General features: G+C 68.8%; 22 protein-coding genes. 9 read left to right on the top strand and 13 right to left on the bottom strand.

Annotated features, from left to right (window positions below; translation table 11 throughout):
* The 6 genes from ACFWF2_RS29525 to ACFWF2_RS29550 form a co-directional block, all read right to left on the bottom strand.
* The coding region (locus ACFWF2_RS29525; RefSeq protein ID WP_379310738.1) for an MlaD family protein at nt 1–805 on the bottom strand (805 nt) is incomplete at its 3' end.
* Nucleotides 793–1782 carry an MlaD family protein gene (locus ACFWF2_RS29530; protein WP_379310739.1) on the bottom strand — a complete coding sequence of 330 codons (990 nt, stop codon included), beginning with the start codon at nt 1780–1782 and terminating at the stop codon, nt 793–795. The genes ACFWF2_RS29525 and ACFWF2_RS29530, both read right to left, overlap by 13 nt.
* 14 nt (nt 1783–1796) lie before the next feature.
* Entirely contained in the window at nt 1797–2828 is a 1032-nt protein-coding gene (locus tag ACFWF2_RS29535; protein WP_379310740.1) for an MlaD family protein, read from the bottom strand.
* Nucleotides 2829–2832: 4 nt separating this feature from the next.
* Nucleotides 2833–3699, bottom strand: a complete 867-nt coding sequence (locus tag ACFWF2_RS29540; RefSeq protein ID WP_379310741.1) for an MlaE family ABC transporter permease — start codon at nt 3697–3699, stop codon at nt 2833–2835.
* On the bottom strand, nt 3699–4544 hold the full coding sequence (locus ACFWF2_RS29545) for an MlaE family ABC transporter permease (RefSeq protein WP_379310742.1): 846 nt from the start codon (nt 4542–4544) through the stop codon (nt 3699–3701). The genes ACFWF2_RS29540 and ACFWF2_RS29545 overlap by 1 nt, the downstream gene beginning before the upstream one ends.
* Nucleotides 4545–4742: 198 nt before the next feature.
* Nucleotides 4743–5846: a calcium:proton antiporter gene (locus ACFWF2_RS29550; RefSeq protein ID WP_379310743.1), complete on the bottom strand. Its 1104-nt coding sequence runs from the start codon at nt 5844–5846 to the stop codon at nt 4743–4745.
* Nucleotides 5847–5939: 93 nt separating this feature from the next.
* On the opposite strand from ACFWF2_RS29550, the gene ACFWF2_RS29555 reads away from it, so the two are divergent.
* Nucleotides 5940–6590 (top strand): phosphate uptake regulator PhoU, encoded by a 651-nt coding sequence (locus ACFWF2_RS29555; protein WP_379310744.1) that lies wholly within the window; start codon nt 5940–5942, stop codon nt 6588–6590.
* A 4-nt stretch (nt 6591–6594) separates the two neighbouring features.
* On the opposite strand, the gene ACFWF2_RS29560 is transcribed toward ACFWF2_RS29555, so the two are convergent.
* Both ACFWF2_RS29560 and ACFWF2_RS29565 read right to left on the bottom strand, forming a co-directional pair.
* The gene (locus ACFWF2_RS29560) at nt 6595–7428 is read right to left on the bottom strand and encodes an RNA polymerase sigma factor (protein ID WP_379310745.1); all 834 of its coding nucleotides are present in this window, start codon (nt 7426–7428) and stop codon (nt 6595–6597) included.
* A 17-nt stretch (nt 7429–7445) separates the two neighbouring features.
* On the bottom strand, nt 7446–8399 hold the full coding sequence (locus ACFWF2_RS29565; RefSeq protein WP_379310746.1) for a haloalkane dehalogenase: 954 nt from the start codon (nt 8397–8399) through the stop codon (nt 7446–7448).
* A gap of 178 nt (nt 8400–8577) precedes the next feature.
* Between ACFWF2_RS29565 and ACFWF2_RS29570 the strand changes: the two genes are divergently transcribed.
* From ACFWF2_RS29570 to ACFWF2_RS29580, 3 genes are read left to right on the top strand one after another with little or no spacing between them, the layout of a single operon-like run.
* On the top strand, nt 8578–9363 hold the full coding sequence (locus ACFWF2_RS29570) for an HNH endonuclease family protein (protein WP_379310747.1): 786 nt from the start codon (nt 8578–8580) through the stop codon (nt 9361–9363).
* A 35-nt stretch (nt 9364–9398) separates the two neighbouring features.
* A complete protein-coding gene (locus ACFWF2_RS29575; RefSeq protein ID WP_379310748.1) occupies nt 9399–9623 on the top strand; it encodes a hypothetical protein in 225 nt (74 codons plus the stop codon).
* A gap of 25 nt (nt 9624–9648) precedes the next feature.
* Nucleotides 9649–10389, top strand: coding sequence for a phosphatase PAP2 family protein (locus tag ACFWF2_RS29580; protein ID WP_379310749.1), 741 nt, complete (start codon nt 9649–9651; stop codon nt 10387–10389).
* Nucleotides 10390–10399: 10 nt separating this feature from the next.
* On the opposite strand, the gene ACFWF2_RS29585 is transcribed toward ACFWF2_RS29580, so the two are convergent.
* On the bottom strand, nt 10400–10825 hold the full coding sequence (locus ACFWF2_RS29585) for a hypothetical protein (protein WP_379310750.1): 426 nt from the start codon (nt 10823–10825) through the stop codon (nt 10400–10402).
* A gap of 114 nt (nt 10826–10939) precedes the next feature.
* Between ACFWF2_RS29585 and ACFWF2_RS29590 the strand changes: the two genes are divergently transcribed.
* Entirely contained in the window at nt 10940–11731 is a 792-nt protein-coding gene (locus ACFWF2_RS29590) for a helix-turn-helix domain-containing protein (protein WP_379310751.1), read from the top strand.
* A gap of 132 nt (nt 11732–11863) precedes the next feature.
* Here ACFWF2_RS29590 and ACFWF2_RS29595 read toward each other — a convergent pair whose 3' ends face one another.
* The 4 genes from ACFWF2_RS29595 to ACFWF2_RS29610 form a co-directional block, all read right to left on the bottom strand.
* Nucleotides 11864–13075 (bottom strand): FAD-dependent oxidoreductase, encoded by a 1212-nt coding sequence (locus ACFWF2_RS29595; RefSeq protein ID WP_379310752.1) that lies wholly within the window; start codon nt 13073–13075, stop codon nt 11864–11866.
* Nucleotides 13076–13235: 160 nt separating this feature from the next.
* Nucleotides 13236–13877 carry a PadR family transcriptional regulator gene (locus tag ACFWF2_RS29600; RefSeq protein ID WP_379310753.1) on the bottom strand — a complete coding sequence of 214 codons (642 nt, stop codon included), beginning with the start codon at nt 13875–13877 and terminating at the stop codon, nt 13236–13238.
* 78 nt (nt 13878–13955) lie between these two features.
* Nucleotides 13956–15986, bottom strand: coding sequence for an MDR family MFS transporter (locus ACFWF2_RS29605; protein ID WP_379310754.1), 2031 nt, complete (start codon nt 15984–15986; stop codon nt 13956–13958).
* 68 nt (nt 15987–16054) lie between these two features.
* Nucleotides 16055–16687, bottom strand: a complete 633-nt coding sequence (locus ACFWF2_RS29610) for a TetR/AcrR family transcriptional regulator (protein WP_379310755.1) — start codon at nt 16685–16687, stop codon at nt 16055–16057.
* 100 nt (nt 16688–16787) lie between these two features.
* Here ACFWF2_RS29610 and ACFWF2_RS29615 point away from each other — a divergent pair, with 100 nt between their 5' ends.
* The 4 genes from ACFWF2_RS29615 (at nt 16788) to ACFWF2_RS29630 (ending at nt 19515) form a co-directional block, all read left to right on the top strand.
* On the top strand, nt 16788–17708 hold the full coding sequence (locus ACFWF2_RS29615; protein ID WP_379310756.1) for an RNA polymerase sigma factor RpoD/SigA: 921 nt from the start codon (nt 16788–16790) through the stop codon (nt 17706–17708).
* Nucleotides 17709–17747: 39 nt separating this feature from the next.
* Complete coding sequence (locus ACFWF2_RS29620) at nt 17748–18623, top strand: oxidoreductase (RefSeq protein WP_379310757.1); 876 nt, start codon at nt 17748–17750, stop codon at nt 18621–18623.
* Between the two features lie 86 nt (nt 18624–18709).
* A complete protein-coding gene (locus tag ACFWF2_RS29625) occupies nt 18710–19141 on the top strand; it encodes a transcriptional regulator (protein ID WP_379310758.1) in 432 nt (143 codons plus the stop codon).
* 26 nt (nt 19142–19167) lie between these two features.
* Nucleotides 19168–19515: a DUF3817 domain-containing protein gene (locus ACFWF2_RS29630; RefSeq protein WP_379310759.1), complete on the top strand. Its 348-nt coding sequence runs from the start codon at nt 19168–19170 to the stop codon at nt 19513–19515.
* Nucleotides 19516–19552 lie beyond the last annotated feature (37 nt).

The raw sequence follows: 19552 nt of genomic DNA on the forward strand, positions 1-19552 counted from the left end.
CCCAGCTGGGGGCGAGCCCGGCGAGCCGGTTCACCACCGAGACCAGCAGCCGGACCGCTTCGGCCAGCTCGGCCTTCTTGCTCAGCAGCACGTCCTCGAGCATGTTGACGTTGTCCATCAGCCTGCCCAGATCGGACTTGGCGCCGTCGTACATGGAGATGTACTCGTCGAGGATGGCGATGGACTTCGACACCTGCGAGCGCTGCCGGTCGAGCATGTCGACGTACTTGCCGACGGTGTCGAGGGTCGAGCGCAGCGCCTCCGGGGAGGCCGCGATCGCGGAATTCGCGGCGGCCAGGTTCTTGCGCACGGTGTCGCCGTCGACGGCGGCCAGCGGCGCCGTCGCGTCCTGGAAGGTCTCGATCAGGCTGTAGGGCAGGCGGATTCGATCCGCGGGGATCGCCTCCTCGCCCAGCGGCCGCGAGCCCGCCGGGTACAGCGCGACGTAGTGGCCGCCGACCACGGTCAGCATGCGGATGTCGAGGGAGGTCTGGTCGCCGACGAACACGTCGGAGTCGACGGTGAACTCCATCAGCACCTTGTCCGGCTTCAGCTCGAGCGAGGTGACGCTGCCGACCGAGATACCGGCCAGGCGCACGTCGTCGCCCTCGCGCACCGACTGCGCCTCGCTGAGTTCGGCGGTGTAGGTGTGCTTGCCCAGCGGCACCACATAGACGATGCCCGCGCCGATGATGAACAGCACGACCAGGCTCAGGCCGATGATGCCCATCCGCAGTTCGCGGGCGCGCTTGGTCGCCTCGTCCATGATCGGGCGGTCACCGGAGAAGAACTTCAGGCGTTGCATACCGTCACCTTCTGTCCGGCGATCAGCACCTGCAGCGGGGCGGGCACCTCGGCGGGGCCGTTGCTGCAGGTCGGCGTGAAGCCGGCGAAATCGCGCGAGAGCGAAGCGTCGACGGTGGCCAGCAGACCTGGCAGCCGCCCGAAGACGTCCACCGCCTCTTGGGGATTCGGGAACAGGCCGCGGATCATCACGTCGACCTCGGCGCTGCCGCCCTCGACCAGGCCGAGGGAGGCCAGCAGCCGGTCCACCGGCGCGAGCACCGACGGCGCTGTCATCGCGAACTGCGCGACGCCGCCGATATTGCGCTGCATCGCCTCGAAGATGTCGGTGAGCCGGGCCAGCAGCGGCAGCAGGTAGCCGACGCGGCCGCCGTGCCGGTCACCCAGCGTCGACAGGTTGCTGATCAGGGTGTTGACGACGTGCTGGCGGTCCTCGGCGTAGCTCGCGAGCTGGTCGATCGCGGTCAGCGCGGGGCCTAGGCCGCTGCCGTCGCCCTCGATGACGGCGAGCATGCTGGCGGTGAACTGGTTGATCGCCTCGGGCGAGAGCGTCGCCAGCACCGGCTTCAGGCCACTGAACAGGCTGGTCACGTCGAACGACGGGACGGTCATATCGGCGCCGATCCTGGCGTCGGCGGCGATCCGCTTGCCCGGGTTGGGCGCCTGCTGCAGGTCGATATAGCGCTGGCCGGTGAGGTTCTGGTACCGGATGGCCAGCTTGCTGTTGTCGTAGATGGGCGTGTCGGTCTTCACTGTGAGGTGGACCTTGGCCTTGTCACCTTCGAGGCTGATCTTCTCGATCTTGCCGACCTGCACGCCGAACATCCGCACGTCGTTGCCGACCTTGAGGCCGTTGGCGTCGGTGAACAGCGCGTCGTGCGCCTCGGTGTCACCGGAGACGGGCCGCTTGATCAGGGTGAACACGAGTCCGAGCACGGCGAGCATCACCAGCGCGAACACGCCGAGTCGCAGTGCCACACCACCGACCTTCATCACGCACCGGCCTTTCCGAACAGCGGCACCGCGATCGCGGGCACGCCGCTGAGCTCGACGTCGAGATTGAGCACCGGGCCGTCGGGGCCGTCGGGCATGGCGCCGCGCAGATTGGTCAGCAGGGCAGCCAGGTCGGCGCCGGTCTGACGTGGATTCGGCGACATCTGGGCCAGCGCGTACAGCATCGGCGCGAGCATGTCGGTGGTCTCGGCGAAGTGCCCGCCCGCGGTGGTCAGCGTGGTGGTCAGGGCGGGCAGGATGCTGCCGCCGATCACGCCGACGCCGATGTCGTAGCGGTCCTTGTCGACCTGGGTCACCTTGATCTCGCTGAGCCGGTCGATCACCTGCATGGTGGCGCCGGCGAACTGGCCGCCGCCGTCGAAGGCGGGGCCGAGCCTGCCGAACAGTTCCGAGGGCGCGACGTCCTGGTTGTCGGCGATGGTCTTGGCCATCGTGATCAGCGCCTGCACCAGCGGGGTGAAGGCCTTGAAGTCGGCGGCAAGCTGGGAGACGACCGTCGCCATCTGCGGGCTGGTCACCGTCATGCCGACCTGGGACAGGCTGCGCAGGATCGCGCTCATCGTCGCGTCGTAGACCCGGCCTGAGTTGGCGCCGGTCAGGTCGAGCACCGCGCCAGCGCGCAGCGGGGATCCGCCGGTGCCGCGGCGCAGTTCCAGTTCGGCGATGCCGAACAGGTTGGTGGGGGCGTAGTCGACGGCGAGGCTGTCGTCGATGCCGTGCAGCCGCTCGGTGTCGAGCAGCAGCGAGATCTGCTGGGTGCCGCGCTCGCCGGGGGTCACCTCGGCGACCTCGCCGACGGTGACGCCGTCGATGCGGACCTGACTGCCCGCGCTGATGCCGTCACCGAGGTGTTCGGTGTGCAGCGCGATCCGCAGGCCCTCTTCGGTTCTCAGATTGCGGTAGGCGACCGTGGCGAGCACGACCGCGGCGATGATGCCGAGGATGATCGCGCCGGTCAGCCGCGAGGTGCGCCGATCGGCCGCGACGCCGGGCATTCCATAGTTAGGCACTAGCTCACCCCGTAAAACTGATCGCCGAGTTGAAGCCCCAGAGCATGATCGACAGCACCATGTCGATGGCGACGATGGCCACCGAGCTGGCCCGCACCGCGCGGCCGGACGCGATGCCGACGCCCTCGGGACCGCCGGTGGCGAAGAACCCGAAGTAGCTGTGCACCAGGATCACCACGGTGCCGAACACGGCGACCTTGATGACGGCGGCGATCATGTCGAAGCCGGAGATGAACTGGAAGAAGTAGTGGTCGTAGACGCCGGCCGACTGCCCGTAGACCATCGTGAGCAGCCCGCGGCAGGCGCCGTAGGACAGGATCAGCGCGATCAGGAAGGTCGGCACGATGGCGATGGCGCCCGCGATGACGCGGGTGGTCACCACGAACGGCACCGAACGCAGGCCGAGCGCCTCGATCGCGTCGATCTCCTCGGAGATGCGCATCGAGCCGATCTCGGCGGTGATCCGGCAGCCCGCCTGGGCGGCGAAGCCGATGGCGGCCGCGATCGGGGCCAGCTCACGGGTGGTGGCGTAGGCCGAGATGACGCCGGTCACCGGGCCCATGCCGAGCATGTCGAGCGAGGCGAACGATTCGACGCCGACCGAGGCGCCCATCACCAGGCCGAGCACGATCATCATCGGGACGGTGCCGCCGCCGACGATGATCGAGCCGCGGCCCCAGGTCATGTCGGTGACCGCGCGCAGCGTCTCGTCGCGGTAGCGGCGCAGCGTCAGCGGCACCGAGGACAGCACCTGCCACACGAACACCGCGACGAAGCCGAGCGATTCGCCCGCCGAGGCGATGCGCTTCCCGACGCGGACGGGCTTGCGCAGCCAGTGCAGCGAGGTGGGGAGATAGGAGGAGGCAGCCATCACGCCAGCTTCGTGGGCAGGAACATGGCGCTGATCTGGGTGGCCAGCAGGTTCACGATCGCGATCGAGACGACCGAGAGCACCACCGCCGCGTTCACCGCGTCGGCGACGCCGCGCGGACCACCCTTGGCCTCGAGGCCGCGCTGGCAGGAGATGACGACGACCAGGAAGCCGAAGATCAGCGCCTTGAGCAGCGACACCCACACGTCACCGGCGGTGGCGAAGGAGCCGAAGGTCGACCAGTAGCTGCCCGGAGTCACGCCCTGACCGCCGACGGCGACCGCGTATCCGGCGAGCACGCCGACGAAGATGATCAGCACATTGAGCATCGGCGCGACGATCAGCATGGCCATCATCCGCGGGATGACGAGCCGGTGCACCGGGCTGATGCCCATGGTGTTGAGCGCGTCGATCTCCTCGCGGATGGTGCGCGCGCCGAGGTCGGCGGCGATCGCCGCGGCGCCGGCGCCACCGAGCAGGAAGCCCGTCGCGATGGGGGCGCCCTGCTTGATGACGCCGAGACCGCCGGTCGCGCCGAGCATGGAGTCGGCGCCGAGGCTGTGGATCAGGTTGCCGACCTGGATCGAGACGATCACGCCGAACGGGATCGCCATCAGGATCGCGGGGATCGCGGTGACCGTGATCAGCCGCCAGGCCTGCACGAGGGTCTCGCGCCACTGGAAATGCCCGCGGGCGACGTCGGCGACCGTGCCGGTGACCGACTCCTGCGCGAGGTCGACGGCACGGCCGAAGGTCCGCAACGACGACACGACGGTGTCGGTGAAATTCTTGCGGACGATCTGGCTAGCGGAATCCGGCTTCGCGGAGTGCAGATCGGTGGACATCAGCGATGCCCCCGGCCCGCTCGCGAAGCGCGGTGCATGGTGATTCTCATACCGCACTCTCTGGCTTCGGCGTCGGTGCCAACTCCAGCAAGCTAACCGGTACTCTGCGTCACAACAAAATTTCGGGGTGGTGACCCTCGTCGCTTTTCTGCCGTTTCCATGACAGATCGACACCCCATGTGATCCGCAACACTTCAGCTACGGGCTTGCGGCCAGGAACACAAAAGCCGAGAACAACGCCAGGTGAACGCCACCCTGGAGCAGGGTCGCGCGGCCGGGAACGATGGTCAGCGTGCCCACCACGACGGTCAGCGCGAGCAACACCATCTGGGTGGCGCCCAGACCGAGGACCAGCGGACCGCTCAGCCAGATGGTCGCCAGCGCGATCACCGGAATGGTGAGGCCGATACTGGCCATGGCCGAGCCGAGCGCCAGGTTCAGGCCGATCTGCACCTGGTTGCGGCGCGCGGAGTTGAAGGCTGCCAGCGTCTCGGGCAGCAGCACGAGCATGGCGATCGCCACGCCGACCGCCGATGGCGGCAGACCGGCCGCGGCAACGCCCCGCTCCAGCGCGGGCGAGACCACCTTCGCCAGCCCGACCACGCAGATCAGCGCCAGCACCAGCAGACCGAGGCTGATCACAGCGGCCCGGTTGGTCGGCGCGGTGTCGTGACCGGTGTCGGCGTCGTCGACGGCCCCCGCCTCCTCCACCGGGAGGAAGTCGTCGGGGTGCCGCACTGTCTGCACCATCACGAACAGCAGGTAGAGGGCCAGCGAGGCGACCGCGGCGAAGGCCAGCTGCGCGGGCGAGAACTCCGGGCCCGGCTTGCTGGTGGTGAAGGTGGGCAGCACCAGGCTCAGCGTCGCCAAGGTCGCGACGGTGGCCAGCGCGGCGCCGGTGCCCTCGGAGTTGAACATCGCGACCCGCCTGCGCAGCGCCCCGACCAGCAGCACCAGACCGAAGATGCCGTTGCAGGTGATCATCACCGCGGCGAAGACGGTGTCACGGGCGAGCGAGGCCGCCTTGTCGCCTCCGGAGATCATCATCGTCACGATCAGCGCCACTTCGATCACGGTGACGGCCACGGCGAGCACCAGCGCGCCGAACGGTTCACCGACCCGGTGCGCGACCACCTCCGCGTGGTAGACCGCGGCCAGCACCGCACCGACCAGCGCGATGTCGACCAGCACCACCATGACTCCCGGCACGTCCCGCCCCCAGGTCGCGGCGAGCACGAGGGCGGCGAATATCGGGATGTACAGGGTCCATCTGGTCCTCAACGCGGCGATCATGATCTCCATCGTCCCAGCTGCGCGCGAGTGCACCCGGCTACGCGGCCGCGAAGATCACCGGTTGGATTCCCCGAAACGCCTCGATGGGGAACAATTCAGCCCGTGCGGACCCAGTTCACCCTCGAGCTCGTTGCCCTGTCCAACGATCTCACCCTGATGTCGCGCCTGGCTCATGATGCGACGGAGCGGATCACCGAGGCGCTGGCAGGCGCCGACCTGACCGCGACCTACGAGGTCTTCGCCATCGACGAACAGCTACAGCAGATGTTCGCCGCCTGCGAGAACCGCACCATGGCGCTGCTGGCCCTGCAGGCGCCGGTCGCGCGCGACCTACGTCACGTGGTCACCGCGATCCAGATCGCCGGCGAACTCTCGCGTATCGGCAGGCGCACCGAGACCGCGGGCCAGTACGTGTATCGCGCCCATCCGCGCGCGGTGGCGGCGGAGCCGGTCATCGCCGAGCTGGTGGCGATGGGCGCCCTGGCCGCCGAATGTGTTGCGCGGGTTGGCGCTTCGGTCGCGACCGGCCGTTTCGTCGCAGACGACGGTACCGCGGCGGAGTCCATGGACGTGCTGTGCAAACAGCTGCGCACGGTGCTGGCCTCGACCGGAACGGACGCGGGTGCGGCGATCGATCTGGCTTTGCTGGGCAGTCAGTTCCAGCGCTGCGTCGACCACACCGCCCGCATCGCCCGGCTGATCCGCTTCCTGGACACCGGCATTCCGCCGGAGACGGGCTCACTGCCCGACTGATCGCTCAGTCGAGCAGCGAGAACCGGCCCGAGCCGACCAGTGCCGTGATCGCCGCGATCTTCTCCTGCGGCGCCGCGTAATCCGGGTGCGCCGCGAGGACGGCGGCCGCGTCCCGCAGCCGGCTCAGCTCTTCTGCCGCCTCGGCGACTGTGCGACCACCCTGTCGCACAGCGTGTTTCGTATAGGCGGGTTGCGCGACATCGATCCGCCCGAGTTCGCTCGCCCTGGCCACCCGGCGGGCGCACCGGCACGGCGCCGCCGGATTCACCAGCCCGCAGGAGGAGCGCAGGAACGCGCCGAGCCGCTGTTTGGCCCGCTCCCAGCGCTTTTGATACGCGGCCGGCGTGATGTCGAGCACCCAGGCCGCCTCGGCCGCCGAGAGCCCGAACAGGTCGCCGAGGACGAAGGCGACCCGCTCGTCGCGGCTCAGGCACTGCAGCACCGCCTGGGTGCAGCTGAGCCGGACCTCCTCGGCGAGCAGCGTGGCTTCGGGACCGCGGTAGTCCTCGGTGGCCAGTCCGTCGAGCAGGCTCGCGCCGAACTCGTCGAGGCTGAGCCGCGCGTCCTCGGCGGCCGAACGTCGGTGCTGCGAGATCAGATAGTTGGCGCCGACCCGGTAGGCCCAGGTGAGCAGCTTGGCCTCGCCTCGCCACGTGGACAGCCTGGTGACCACCCGGATCAGGATCTCCTGGACCGCGTCCTCGGCGTCGGCCGGGCGGCCGGTCATCCGCAAGGCCAAGCGGTACAGGGGATCCTGCAACCGGCCGATCACCTCGGCCAGCGCCGCCTTGTCGCCGTCGACGGCGCGGGCCACCAGCTGGGCCTCCTCGTTCTCCATTCCGCCATTGTCGCCGGTCATGCCCGGTCGAGCAGCCCGTGCCGGTCCAGCCATCCCGCAACGGATTTCGCGATGGCTTCCGGCTGGTCCTCGGGCGCGTGATGCGAACCCGTACCGACCGATTCGACCTCGATGTCGGCGAATGTTTGCGCCGCCCACTCGATCACCTCGGCGCCGCCGAGCCCGACCGCGGGTTCCACCGTCATCAGCAGCTTCGGCACACCCGCGCTCGCCGCCATCCACTCGCCGTAGGCGTTCACCCTGGCCACGACGTCGGCGGGCGCACCGTCGAGCGGGAACTCCCTGGCCCAGGCCAGCATCGGCGCCCGCGAGGCCGGGGTGGGATACGGGGCCCGGTAGGCGTCGAGATCGGCCTCGCTGAGCGCGGGGACCAGGGTCGGCAGGTTGTACTCGATGAATTTGTTCTCGTTCAGCACGGCTTGTTCGCCCGCGGGAGAACGGAACAGGCGGAACATCTCGGCCGAGCGGGCGGGCAGCTCCGACCAGCTCAGCGGGCGAAGGAAGGTCTCGATGACCGCGATGCCCGCGACCCGCCCGGGATGCCGGGCGGCGAAATCCATGGCCAGGGTGCCGCCCCAGTCGTGGCCGACCAGGATCGGGTCGGTCAGGTCGAGCGCGTCGAACCAGGCGTCGAGGTAGCGCGCGTGATCGTCGAGGCGGTAGGCGATGTCGGGTTTGCCGGAGGCGCCCATGCCGATCAGGTCGGGAGCCAGGCAGCGCGCGTGTTCGCGCACGACCGGCAGCACATTGCGCCACAGGTACGAGCTGGTCGGGTTGCCGTGCAGGAAGACGACGGGACGGGTGTCGGCACCCGCGTCGCTGTAGGAGATGAACGAGTCGATGACGTCGACGGTCGGCATGGCCGGTTTCCTTTCGGTGAATGATCCTTCCCTGGGTTGGACGCGGGGAACCGACCGGCGCCGACAGGGATTCGCTGTGATTCGTGTCACTCCCGGTTTACGGGGCGTTTCCGCCGGTCACCTCCGTCGATAGGTGAACGCTATTGAGCCGCAATTCCTTTGCACTGTCGTGTGCGGAAGGTCATAGCCGACAATCAGTTACGACACAGCGTGCGGCCGTTAGGTTGTGCCGGTTCATTTTCGACGAAGGCATATGGGTGGTACGGGCATGAAGTGGTCCTCGATCAGCGGCTCTCCTCTGGGCCGGGCCCTGCTCGCCCTCGCCGCGGCGATCTGTCTCGGCGTCGTCGTGACCGTGGCGAATTCGCTGCTGGACAAGGCGACCCCCACCGCGCCCGGACCCGGTCCGGCCAACGCCGCGACGGTGTCGGGCAAGGAGATCGGCGATCTGGTCGGCACACTTGTCGTCGCCAAGGAAGGCCCGATGACGGGCTACACCAGGGAGAAGTTCCCGCACTGGGACACCAGCAAGCCCGAGCACGGCTTCGGCGGCGACCTCGCGCAGTACGCCAAGTGCAGCACCCGCGAGGTGATGATGCTGCGCGACGCCACCGGCAAGGTCACCCTCGACCCGAAGACCTGCGAACTGAAGATTCCCGCAGGCGCGGGCTGGCAGGACAGCTACGGGTTCGTCGACAAGAAGACCGGGCAGCTCGGGCCGTACAAGTTCATCACCGATCCGGCCAAGGTCGACGCCGAGCACATCGTCGCGCTGGCCGAGGCGTGGCGCTCCGGCGCCGCCGACCGCGACGAGGACACCCGCCGCCGCATCGCCAACGATTCGCTGAATCTCGTCGCCGCCGACCCGTCGGCCAACCGCTCCAAGGGCGATCAGGACCCCGCGAACTACTTGCCGCCCGGCAATTTCCGGTGCGCCTATGTCGAGCATTACGTGAAGGTCAAGATAAAGTACGCGCTGACCGTTGATACCGCCGAGCACACCGCGTTGCGCACCGCAGTCGACGACTGCCTCCGCCGAGGAGAGTTCAAATAAGCGAGACGATCGAGATCACCGCCGAGAGCGCCGTCATGACCGAAGAGGAAGGGACGGTGTCCGGCGAGCTCGACGTCATGCTCGATGATTCGGGCAAGGGCCTCGTCCGCTACCGCGGTACCGACACCTGGTACACCATCGGCAACATCGAGGCCGAACCCCCGCGCGCGTGGGACAGCGTCGCCGACCTGGTGAAGGCGATCAAGAAGGTCGCGGGCACCCGCGATGTCGCCGGGAACACGGTGGTCTTCGAAGCCTGAGCCCGCGGCTGGCAATCTGGTAGTTATGCCGACTGCCTCTGGAAGACCCCCGTCCGACGACGTCGCATGGTCCGCGCTCGGCCGGCGGCTGCCGCTCGCGATGACGCTGATCGCGACCGCCGCGATCCTCGTCGCCGCGCTCACCTGGCAGGTCAACTACGACGCCGGCATCATCCGGATCGATCCGCGGGTGCTCGACTGGATGATCGCCCACCGCGGCGAACCACTGACCTCGATCGCCCGGGTGGTCACCGATCTGGGCGACACCCTGTCGATGACGATCCTCGCGGCGATCACCGTCGCCTGGTTCGCCTGGCGGCGCAACTGGCCGACCGCGGTGCTGGTCGCCGTCACCTCGGCGGGCGCGGGGGTGCTGGTCGTTGTGGTCAAGCGGATCGTCGGCAGGCACCGGCCACCCGAGCTGACCCGCCTCGTCGTCGAGCCGAGCCTGTCCTATCCGTCGGGCCACACCCTCGGCACCACGGTGGTGGTCGGCATCGTCGCGCTCACCGTCATCCCCAGCCTGCGCCACGCGGCGGTCCGGGTGGCCGCCACCGTGTTCGCGGTGGTGTTCCCGATCGCGGTCGGCCTGTCCCGGGTCTACCTGGGCGTGCACTGGTTCACCGACGTCCTCGCAGGCTGGATCTTCGGCCTGTTCTGGCTGACACTGTGCGTCACCGTGTTCGCCTGGGTCTACCGCGACCCCTCCCCCGCCGATCAGCCGACCGAAACCACCACCGTGCCGACAGCGCCCGACCGCAGGTAGTCGCCGACGTTCACCGCGAGCCCTCGATGAACTGGTGATCGGACACGATGCGGCCGTCGGTGTCGAGGGCGAGCAGGTCGAAGCCACCGCCGGCCGCGGTGCCGTCGTCGCGCCGGGTCATCGTCCAGGCGATGCCGACCGTGTCGGCGGGGAGTTCGACGGCGGGTCCGGCTGCCGCGAAGACGAAGTCGCCGGAGGCGAGGAACATTTCATAGGCGCGGGTGGCGCGGCGATCGAGCGCGTCGTGTCCGTGCACGGCGAGCGCCGGGACCGGGAAGGCGAGTTCGGTGGCGGCCTTGCGGATTTCGAGGGGCGGATCGACCAGGAACTGCGCGCCGTCGACGGCGAAGAGCTGCTCGATCAGGGTGCGGCGCGCGGCCGGGTCGGATTCGTTCCAGAGGGCCACGTAGGCGGTAGCGAGGTCGTTGATGCTCATGGCGACAACTGTGCCGTGGCCCGCGATTCCCCGCGATTCCCTGCGGGGAATGACGGGCCATCGGCTCATTCCCCGTGGGAATAGCGTGCTGCCCGCGCACGGTTGACTCGACCCATGACGATCGCGCTGTCCACCACCGCCTTCGGTCCGCAACTGCGGCATTGGCGCACGCTGCGCCGGGTCAGTCAGCTCGACCTGGCGATCCGCGCCGAGACGAGTCAGCGCTACCTGAGCTTCCTCGAACAGGGCAGGTCCCAGCCGGGCCGCACGATGGTGGTTCGTCTGGCCGAATCGCTCGAGCTGACGTTGCGCGACCGCAACAACCTGCTGCTGGCCGCCGGCTTCGCCCCGGTGTTCCCCGAAAGCGACCTGGCCGCGCCGGAATTGGCGCCGGTGCGCGAGGCGCTCAGCGCGGTCCTCGACGGGCACCTGCCATATCCGGCGCTGGTGGCGCGCCCGCGCGGCGAGCTGGTCACCGCCAATGCCGCGTTCGACCTGTTCACCGAGGGCGTCGCCGACGACCTGTTGCGCGCGCCGATGAACGTCCTGCGCCTGGCCCTGCATCCCGACGGCGTCGCGCCACGCGTGCGCAACCTGCCCGAATGGGGCAGGCACATCATCGACTCGTTGCGCAGCCGCGCCGCCCACACCCCCGACCCAGCCCTCGACGAACTGATCGCGGAACTGTCCGGCTACCTGCCCGCAGCCGCTCCCGGCCCCGACCACCTCGGCTTCGCCGTCCCGCTGCACCTGCGCACCGACGACGGCGACCTGCGCCTGATCACCACTCTCACCTCGTTCGCCACCGCGACCGACGTCACCATCGCCGAACTCCACCTCGAGGCGTTCCTGCCCGCCGACGCGGAGACCGCCCGCATTCTCCGGCTGCGCGCCGACCGCCGCTGAACTCCCGATCCATAGGCTGTCGCTATTTCCGGCGAGGACACCGAGTACGCCTTGATCGCGTTGTGCGTGAGCGATAGTCCCTGTGCCGCGGCGAGCCCCTCGGTCGGGATGATGACCGAGGGGCTGCCCGGATCAGCGGGTGACGGCCACCAGCTCCCGCTGCACCGGTGCGTCCCAGTCGATGCGGTAGCGGCGTTCGGCGCCCATCGTCTTCTCCGGGTTCATCACCGTCTTGACCATCAGCGGCATCATCGCGTTCATGATCTTGCGGGCGAACGGACCCGGCGTCTTACTGTGGTTGACCTTCGCCGCACGGGCAGCGATGCCCTCCACCCTGGCCCGCCGCAGCTGCTCGTAGGCCGAGAAGGCCGCGGTGGGCGTGTCGATATCGCGCAGGCAGCGGGCCAGCTGCAAGCCACTCTCGATCGCCAGCGACGCGCCCTGACCCGAGCTGTTCGACGGCGCGTGCACCGAATCGCCGACCAGCACCATCCGGTCGCGGTACCAGTGCGGGACCGGCGGCATGATGTGCAGCGCCCCGGTGATCTCCAGGTTCTCGGCGGTGGTGCGGCGGGCGAACTCGCCACCCGGGGTGTCGGCCGCGTAGGTCTCGCGCAGCACCCGCAACCAGTGCTCCGCCGGGACAGCGCGGGCCTCGGTCAGCGAGTAGTACTGCTTGCTCGGCAGATTCGCGCCCCAAGCGACACGGCCGTCGGCGTGCTGCCAGTACAGGTAGTAGGCCTTGGCGCCGAACGAGAACACCATGGTGTCGGTCGGCAGGTCGAGATCGCAGTCGACCAGGGCCCCGAAGCCGAGCATGCCGGTGTAGTCGGGGCCGGGCGCGGCCGGGTCGATCAGGTTGCGGACCGCCGACCGGATGCCGTCACAGCCGACAAGGATGTCCGCGGACGCGGTCGAGCCGTCGGTGAAGTGCGCGGTCACGCCGTCGGCGTGCTCGTCGACGCGCACCAGGCGCTTGTCGTAGGTGAACGGCACGCCCGCGGCGACCGCGTGATCGTGCAGCGTGCGGTGCAGTTCGCCGCGATCGACGACCTGCAGCGGCGGCTGATCGGCCAGCACCGGCAGGATGTGTTCGCGGCCGCCGACGGCCAGCCGCATCCCCTGGACGGGCAGCGCGATCCCGCGCACCGCGTCGCCGGCGCCGATGATGTCGAGGGCCGCGACCCCGTTGGGGGCGAGTGCGAGCCCGGAACCGATGCCGTCGGACGGCCCGGAATAGGCCTCGTAGACATGGGCGTCGATGCCTGCCAGCCGAAGGGCGGTCGCGGTGACGGGTCCGGCGATGCCACCGCCGATGACCAAGGCGGAACGTGTTGTGGACATGAGTGATCTCCAGATCTGTGTCTGCGTCACCCGGGCTATCCTGTGGTTGCCAGCCTCGTAGCCGGGTGCGCATGCGTGTGAGCACGGTGTCGGGACGGTTCTCGGACTCGGTGGGGTGTTGCCGCACACCACCGGGTCCGGGTCTTTTCGGGAGCGAGTTCTAGTCGTTGCCCCTTTCGCCGAATTCGGGAATCCGGTCGGCGGGCATGCCCTCGGCATGCCACTGCCGCCACATCTCCAGGCCCTCGAAGGTCCCCGCGCGCAGTTCGTCACGCAGCGAGCGCGCCCACCGCGCTTCGGCTTCCAGCATCGCGATGCCGAATTCGGACTCGACGAGGAACAGCCGGGGCAGGGTGCCCGCCAGCGCGGCGAGATCGGTCTTCGCGCGCTCGACGGCCTCGTCGAGCGCCGCGATCCTGATGCCGAGCAGCTCGACCACCTCGTCGGGCGGGAGCACAGCCAGGATCGACAGTCCGGCGGTGAACCGGTGGTGTTCGGGTTCGGGCGAGGCGAGCAGTTCCCTGGTCCAGTCGGCCATCTCGGCGCGCCCGGCATCGGTGATCCGGTAGATCACCCGTTCGGGGCGCGCGCCGTCGCGTTCGCTGCCGACCACTTCGAGGAAACCGGCCTTGGCCATGTTCTGGACGACCGTGTAGAGCGAGCCCCACTTGATGTCCATGTCCTTGTCTTTGCCATGGGCACGCAGGGTGGCGGCGATCTCGTACCGGTGCATCGGCCGCTGCACGATCACCGACAGCACGGCGAGCGCGAGCAGATTGTTCACCTTGCGCTTCGTAGCCATGACCACCTCCTTACTCGTCTACGAATATACGTCTACGAGTATTCGGTGGGCAAGGCCTGTCCAGTGGACTGGACGGAATCAGACCTTGGCTACCTCGACGCTGTCGGCGCCCTGCTCGAGCAGCTTGCCCGCGATATTCGACAGCGCCTCGTCGAGCAGCGCGCGATCGGCGGGGTCCCGGTAGTTCCAGTCGTCGAGCCGGTCGCCGAGCCAGCGCCGCCAGCCCGCCCGCAGCTGGTCGACCTCGCGGCGGCCCGGCCCGGTCAGCGACAGCGTGCCCGCGTCGTCGAACAGCAGTCCGTCGTCGACGGCCCGCCGGAACACCGGCGAGAGCACCTCCACCGGCAGCCGGTGCCGGAAGGCGATGCCGTGGATCTTCGCGGGCAGGCCCTGCTTGTCGTAGAGGTACACCTGCCCGAGCGCCCAGGCGGCGTCCGGCCCGAGCGAGCTGCCCGACGCCGCGATGAGTTCGGGAATGATCGGCTTGCGCGCCCTGGCCTTACGCACGGTCGCCGCGACCGCCCGTTCCAGCTGCACCACCCGATCGTCGGAATCGGGCACCGAGAAACCCTCACCGATATCGTCGGCGCCGTGGCGCGCGCTGTCGCGCAACCGCACCTGCGGAAGGAACCAGGCGACCGCGAACCCGAGCAGCGCGACCGGAACCACCCAGCGGAACACGTAGTTGATCGAGTTCGCGTAGGCGTCGACGATCTGCGCCGAGAGCTCGAGCGGCAGCTCACGCAACACCTTCGGGTTGGCCGCCGCCTCGGGGGTGATGCCTGGCGTCTGCCGCAGCGCCTCGGCCAGCGCCGTCTTGCTCTGGTTGTTGTAGAGCGTGCCGAACACCGCCGTGCCGAACGCGCTGCCCAGTGTGCGGAAGAACGTCACGCCCGAGGTGGCGGTGCCGAGGTCGGCGTAGGGCACCGTGTTCTGCACGACGATGGTGAGCACCTGCATCGACAACCCGAGCCCGGCGCCGAGGATCAGCATGTACAGCGATTCCAGCCAGACGCTGGTCTCGCGGCCCATCGTCGACATCAGGGCGAGGCCGACGGCCATCACCGCCATGCCGACGACCGGGAAGTACCGGTACTGCCCGGTGCGCCCGACCACCTGTCCGGAGAAGACCGAGGTGATGAACAGGCCGACGACCAGCGGCAGCGTCCGCACGCCCGACACCGTCGCCGTCGCGCCGTCGACGTATTGCAGGTAGGCGGGCAGGTACGTCATCGAGCCGAGCATCGCGAAGCCGACGATGAAACTGAGCACCGAGCACACCGTGAACACCCGGCTGCGAAACAGCCGCATCGGCAGCATGGGCGCCACCGCCCGGTTCTCCACCATGACGAACGCGACCAGCAGGACGGCAGCCAGCACGAACAGCCCGATGATCTGCCAAGAGCCCCACGGATATTCGTTGCCGCCGAACTCGAGTCCGAGGATCAGCGCCGAGACGCCGAGCGCGACAAGGCCGATGCCGAGGTAGTCGATCACCGGCCGCGCGACCGCGCGCAGATGCGGCAGCGTGCGCGCCGCCATCGCGATCATGATGATCGCCAGCGGCACATTGACGTAGAAGCACCAGCGCCAGCTGGCGTGGTCGGTGAACAGCCCGCCCAGAGTAGGGCCGACGACGGTCGTGATGCCGAAGACCGCGCCGAGCGCGCCCTGATACTTGCCGCGTTCGCGCAGCGGAATCGTGTCGGCGATCAGGGCCATCGAGGTGACCATCAGCCCGCCCGCGCCGATGCCCTGGATGCCCCTGGCCAGGATCAGCACACCCATGCCCGGCGCGAGACCGGCCAGTGCCGAGCCCGCGATGAAGATGACACCGCTGAGCTGGAACAGCAGTTTGCGGCCGAACAGGTCACCGAGTTTGCCCGCGAGCACGGTTGCGACGGCTTCGGCGAGCAGGTACGCCGTCACCACCCAGGCCATGTGGCCCGCGCTGCCGAGATCGGCGACGATCGACGGCAGCGCCGCCGACACGATGGTCTGGTCGAGCGCGGCCATGAGCATGCCCAGAACGACCGTCGCGAAGACGACATTGATCTTGGCCTTGCTCATCGGCTCGACGGGCTCGTCTACAGCAACACCATCCGCCATTGCCCCAGTATGGGCGTTCTGGCCGCTCCCGATACTTCAGTGACACGGCAGCAAATCGATGCCGGAACTCAGCGCACCGCGTAGTCGCCCAGCCCCGGTTCGAGCGCGTCGAACGCGATCCGGGTGTATTCGCCCAGGGCCGTGGCGATCTCGTCACCGGATTCGCCGTCGAGCGTGCGGCGCAGGATCTCGTCGAACAGCACCCGGTGCACGCCGGCGAGCTGAGCCGCGGCGACCCGCGGGGTGATGTCGCCGGGCGCGGCGCCGGTGGCCTCGGCGAGCGCACGCGCCAGCGCGGCCTCCCGGTCTTCGTGGAACTCGCGCAGCCGCGCGGTCAGCGCGGGACTGTCGGTGATCATCTTCGCGAACGGCGCTCCACTGAAACCGATCACCGGATCCTGCGCGGCCACCGCGGCGAGGTAGGCGCCGCGCAGCGCGGCCAGCGCCGACGCACCCGGTTCACGTCCCCGCACGACCGCCGCGAGCTGCTCGGCGAAGACCTCGCCGAGGTCGAGGGCGAGGTCCTCCTTGCGGGGGAAGTAGTTGGTGACGGTCATCTTGGCGACATCGGCGGCCGCGGCCACGTCGGCGATCGTCACCTTGTCGAACCCGCGCTCGAGGAACAGTTCGGTCGCCTTGTGCGAGATCTGCTCCCTGGTCTGCTGCTTCTTCCTGGCTCTGAGCCCCTGCTGCGTCGTCATACCGGAAGCATATCTGAAGTCGTCCCAAATTTGTTCTTGACATATTTTTAGGTCCAATCTAAGTTTGTCCTCGTTGCCGCCTCTTGCATGGGAGTTCCTCTTGACCGTCACCGCCGATCCCATCCGCGACTACCTCACCGCCATCGCCCGCACTCCCCTGCTGACCGCCGAGCAGGAATACGCGCTCGCGACGCGCATCGCCGCGGGTGCGGCCGCGCGCACCGAGCTCGACGAGAACGCCGCCGTCGGCATCGAACTCACCGCCGCGCAGCGAGAACAGCTGCGGCACACGGAGATCGACGGCCTGCGCGCGAAAGACCATATGGTGCGGGCGAATCTGCGCCTCGTCGTCTCCATCGCGCGGCGGTTCCCGACGAACACGGGCATGTCGCTGCTGGATCTGATCCAGGAGGGCACCCTCGGGCTGATCCGCGCGGTGGAGAAGTTCGACCACGAGCGCGGGCTCAAGCTGTCCACCTACGCGACGTACTGGATCCGGCAATCGATCGGCCGTGCGCTCACCGATCAGGGCCGCACGATCCGGCTGCCCTCGAATGTGGCCGATGTCCTGCACCGGGTGATCCGCGTCCGGCGCGAGCTCACCCATCAGCTCGGCCGTGCGGCCACCGTCGAGGAGCTGGCCACGGCCGCCGAGCTCACCGTCGGCCAGGTCGAGGCGATGCTGCGATACGAGGCCGAGCCGGTGTCACTGCACGCGCCGGTCGGCGAGGACACCGAGCTGGGCGCCCTGCTGCCCGATACCGCGCCCGCCCCGGCGGACACGGTCGCCGAGCGCATGCTGCCCCGCTATGTCGAGGCCGCGCTCGGCGTACTCACCGAGCGCGAGTCCGCCGTCATCCGCCTGCGCTTCGGCCTCGATCGCGGCGAGGGCCGCACCCTGGAGGAGGTGGGTTCGGAGCTGGGCGTGTCGCGGGAACGCGCCAGGCAGATCGAGGCGAAGGCGATGTCGAAGCTCCGCAGGCCCGCCTGCGCCAGTACGCTGACAGGGCTGCTCGACTGAATACTTCCTTCCGATCTTACTCCGGAGTAAGGTCGGCGCATGGCATGGAAACCAACTGACATCGCGGACCAGACCGGGCGCACGTTCGTGATCACCGGGGCCAACGGCGGCCTCGGTACCGAAACCACCAAGGTACTGGCAGGCAAGGGCGCCACCGTGATCATGGCCTGCCGCAACGCGGCCAAGGCCCAGCCGATCGCCGACGCCATCCCCGGTGACGTCCGGGTGGCCGCCCTTGACCTGGCCGACCTGGCTTCCGTGCGTACATTCGCCGAGCAGCAGGGCGAATTCGACGTGCTGATCAACAACGCGGGCCTGATGAACATCCCGTTCTCCCGCACCGCCGACGGCTTCGAGACCCAGTTCGGCGTCAACCACCTCGGGCATTTCGCGCTCACCGGCCTGCTGCTCGACCGGATCACCGACCGGGTGGTCACCCTGGCCAGCATCGCGCACAAGCAGACGCCCAAGCTCTGGATCGACGACCTCAACTACGAAAACCGCCGCTACCAGCGCAACCTCGCCTACGCCCAGGCCAAGCTGGCCAACCTGATGTTCGGCCGCGAGCTGCAGCGCAGGCTCACCGAGGCCGGGTCGGCGAAGAAGTCCTACGCGGTACACCCCGGCGTCTCGGCGACCGACCTGTTCGCCCACACCGAGACCCCGCTGGACCGGGTCAGCAAGCCGTTCATCAAGCTCATCGGCCACCCGCCTGCCAAGGCCGCCCACTCGTCCCTGTTCGCGGCCACCGAACCGGCCGCCGACCCGACCGTCTACTGGGGACCCAACAAGTGGATGCAGTCCCAGGGCCCGGTCGAGCCGTGCCCGTCGAGCGCGATCTCGCGCAATCCGGAACTGCAGCGCAGGCTGTGGGAGGAATCCGAGCGGATGACAGGCATCAGCTACAAGTTCTGACGGTGGGCCACGAGCCCGGCTATGACGCCCCTCTCAGCTGCGACCTGGTCCTACGCACGCTGTAGTAGCCGGGTACCGTGGAGCGCGTGTCCGCTTCTTCTCCCCGCCCGGCGCACAATCGACCGGCCCTGATCGCGCTGGTCGTCGTTGTCGCGCTGGGCTGCCTCGCGCTGGCCTGGTGGCAGTGGGAGCGGTTCGAATCGGCGTCGGGTACGGGCCAGAACCTCGGCTACGCGATGCAGTGGCCGCTGTTCGCCGCGTTCGCGGTGTTCGCCTACGTCCGGTTCGTGCGGCTGGAACGCGAGGCCGAGGAACCGGCGTCGGCACCGCGCACGGCCGAGTCCGAGGCGCCGCGCGAGATCCCCGCCGGGATCCTGCCCGAACGGCCGAAAGCCGCGCCCGCCGACGACCCGGAAACGGTCGCCTACAACCAGTACCTGGCACAACTGCACGCCAACGACATCGATGCGCAGGTCCGCTCGGCCGGTCTGCACGCCACGGAGAGGAACGCCGGGTGACCGACAACAACACCACCGCACCGTCGCTGGAGAAGGAGACCGGCGCACCCGCCGCAGGCGCGGGCACGGCCAAGATCGGCCCGGCGCTGCAGCGCTACCGGGTGCTGGCGTGGGTCACCGGTCTGTGGCTGCTGCTGCTCACCGCCGAGATGATCGCCAAGTACGGCTTCGGCGTCGACACCCCGAGCTGGATCGCGGTCGTGCACGGCTGGGTCTACTTCGCCTACCTGCTCGTCACCGCCGACCTCGCGGTGAAGGTGCGCTGGCCGATCGGCCGCACCGTCGGCACCCTCATCGCGGGCACCATCCCGCTGCTGTCGTTCTTCGTCGAGCACCGCAACGCCAAGGACGTCAAGCAGCAGTACGGCCTCTGACCCCATCCACGACAGCGCCGCCGCCCCGATTCCGGAG

The sequence above is a fragment of the Nocardia sp. NPDC060259 genome, assembly GCF_042728775.1.
In the GTDB taxonomy this organism is placed as follows: domain Bacteria; phylum Actinomycetota; class Actinomycetes; order Mycobacteriales; family Mycobacteriaceae; genus Nocardia.

Bases quoted from the DNA above. Each gene is read 5' to 3' on its own strand.
- ACFWF2_RS29540 (WP_379310741.1), bottom strand. From the start codon at position 3,699: ATGGCTGCCTCCTCCTATCTCCCCACCTCGCTGCACTGGCTGCGCAAG.
- ACFWF2_RS29575 (WP_379310748.1), top strand. From the start codon at position 9,399: ATGACCGAAGAGGAAGGGACGGTGTCCGGCGAGCTCGACGTCATGCTC.
- ACFWF2_RS29545 (WP_379310742.1), bottom strand. From the start codon at position 4,544: ATGTCCACCGATCTGCACTCCGCGAAGCCGGATTCCGCTAGCCAGATC.
- ACFWF2_RS29590 (WP_379310751.1), top strand. From the start codon at position 10,940: ATGACGATCGCGCTGTCCACCACCGCCTTCGGTCCGCAACTGCGGCAT.
- ACFWF2_RS29550 (WP_379310743.1), bottom strand. From the start codon at position 5,846: ATGGAGATCATGATCGCCGCGTTGAGGACCAGATGGACCCTGTACATC.
- ACFWF2_RS29570 (WP_379310747.1), top strand. From the start codon at position 8,578: ATGAAGTGGTCCTCGATCAGCGGCTCTCCTCTGGGCCGGGCCCTGCTC.
- ACFWF2_RS29580 (WP_379310749.1), top strand. From the start codon at position 9,649: ATGCCGACTGCCTCTGGAAGACCCCCGTCCGACGACGTCGCATGGTCC.
- ACFWF2_RS29610 (WP_379310755.1), bottom strand. From the start codon at position 16,687: ATGACGACGCAGCAGGGGCTCAGAGCCAGGAAGAAGCAGCAGACCAGG.
- ACFWF2_RS29600 (WP_379310753.1), bottom strand. From the start codon at position 13,877: ATGGCTACGAAGCGCAAGGTGAACAATCTGCTCGCGCTCGCCGTGCTG.
- ACFWF2_RS29620 (WP_379310757.1), top strand. From the start codon at position 17,748: ATGGCATGGAAACCAACTGACATCGCGGACCAGACCGGGCGCACGTTC.
- ACFWF2_RS29605 (WP_379310754.1), bottom strand. From the start codon at position 15,986: ATGGCGGATGGTGTTGCTGTAGACGAGCCCGTCGAGCCGATGAGCAAG.
- ACFWF2_RS29595 (WP_379310752.1), bottom strand. From the start codon at position 13,075: ATGTCCACAACACGTTCCGCCTTGGTCATCGGCGGTGGCATCGCCGGA.
- ACFWF2_RS29560 (WP_379310745.1), bottom strand. From the start codon at position 7,428: ATGGAGAACGAGGAGGCCCAGCTGGTGGCCCGCGCCGTCGACGGCGAC.
- ACFWF2_RS29585 (WP_379310750.1), bottom strand. From the start codon at position 10,825: ATGAGCATCAACGACCTCGCTACCGCCTACGTGGCCCTCTGGAACGAA.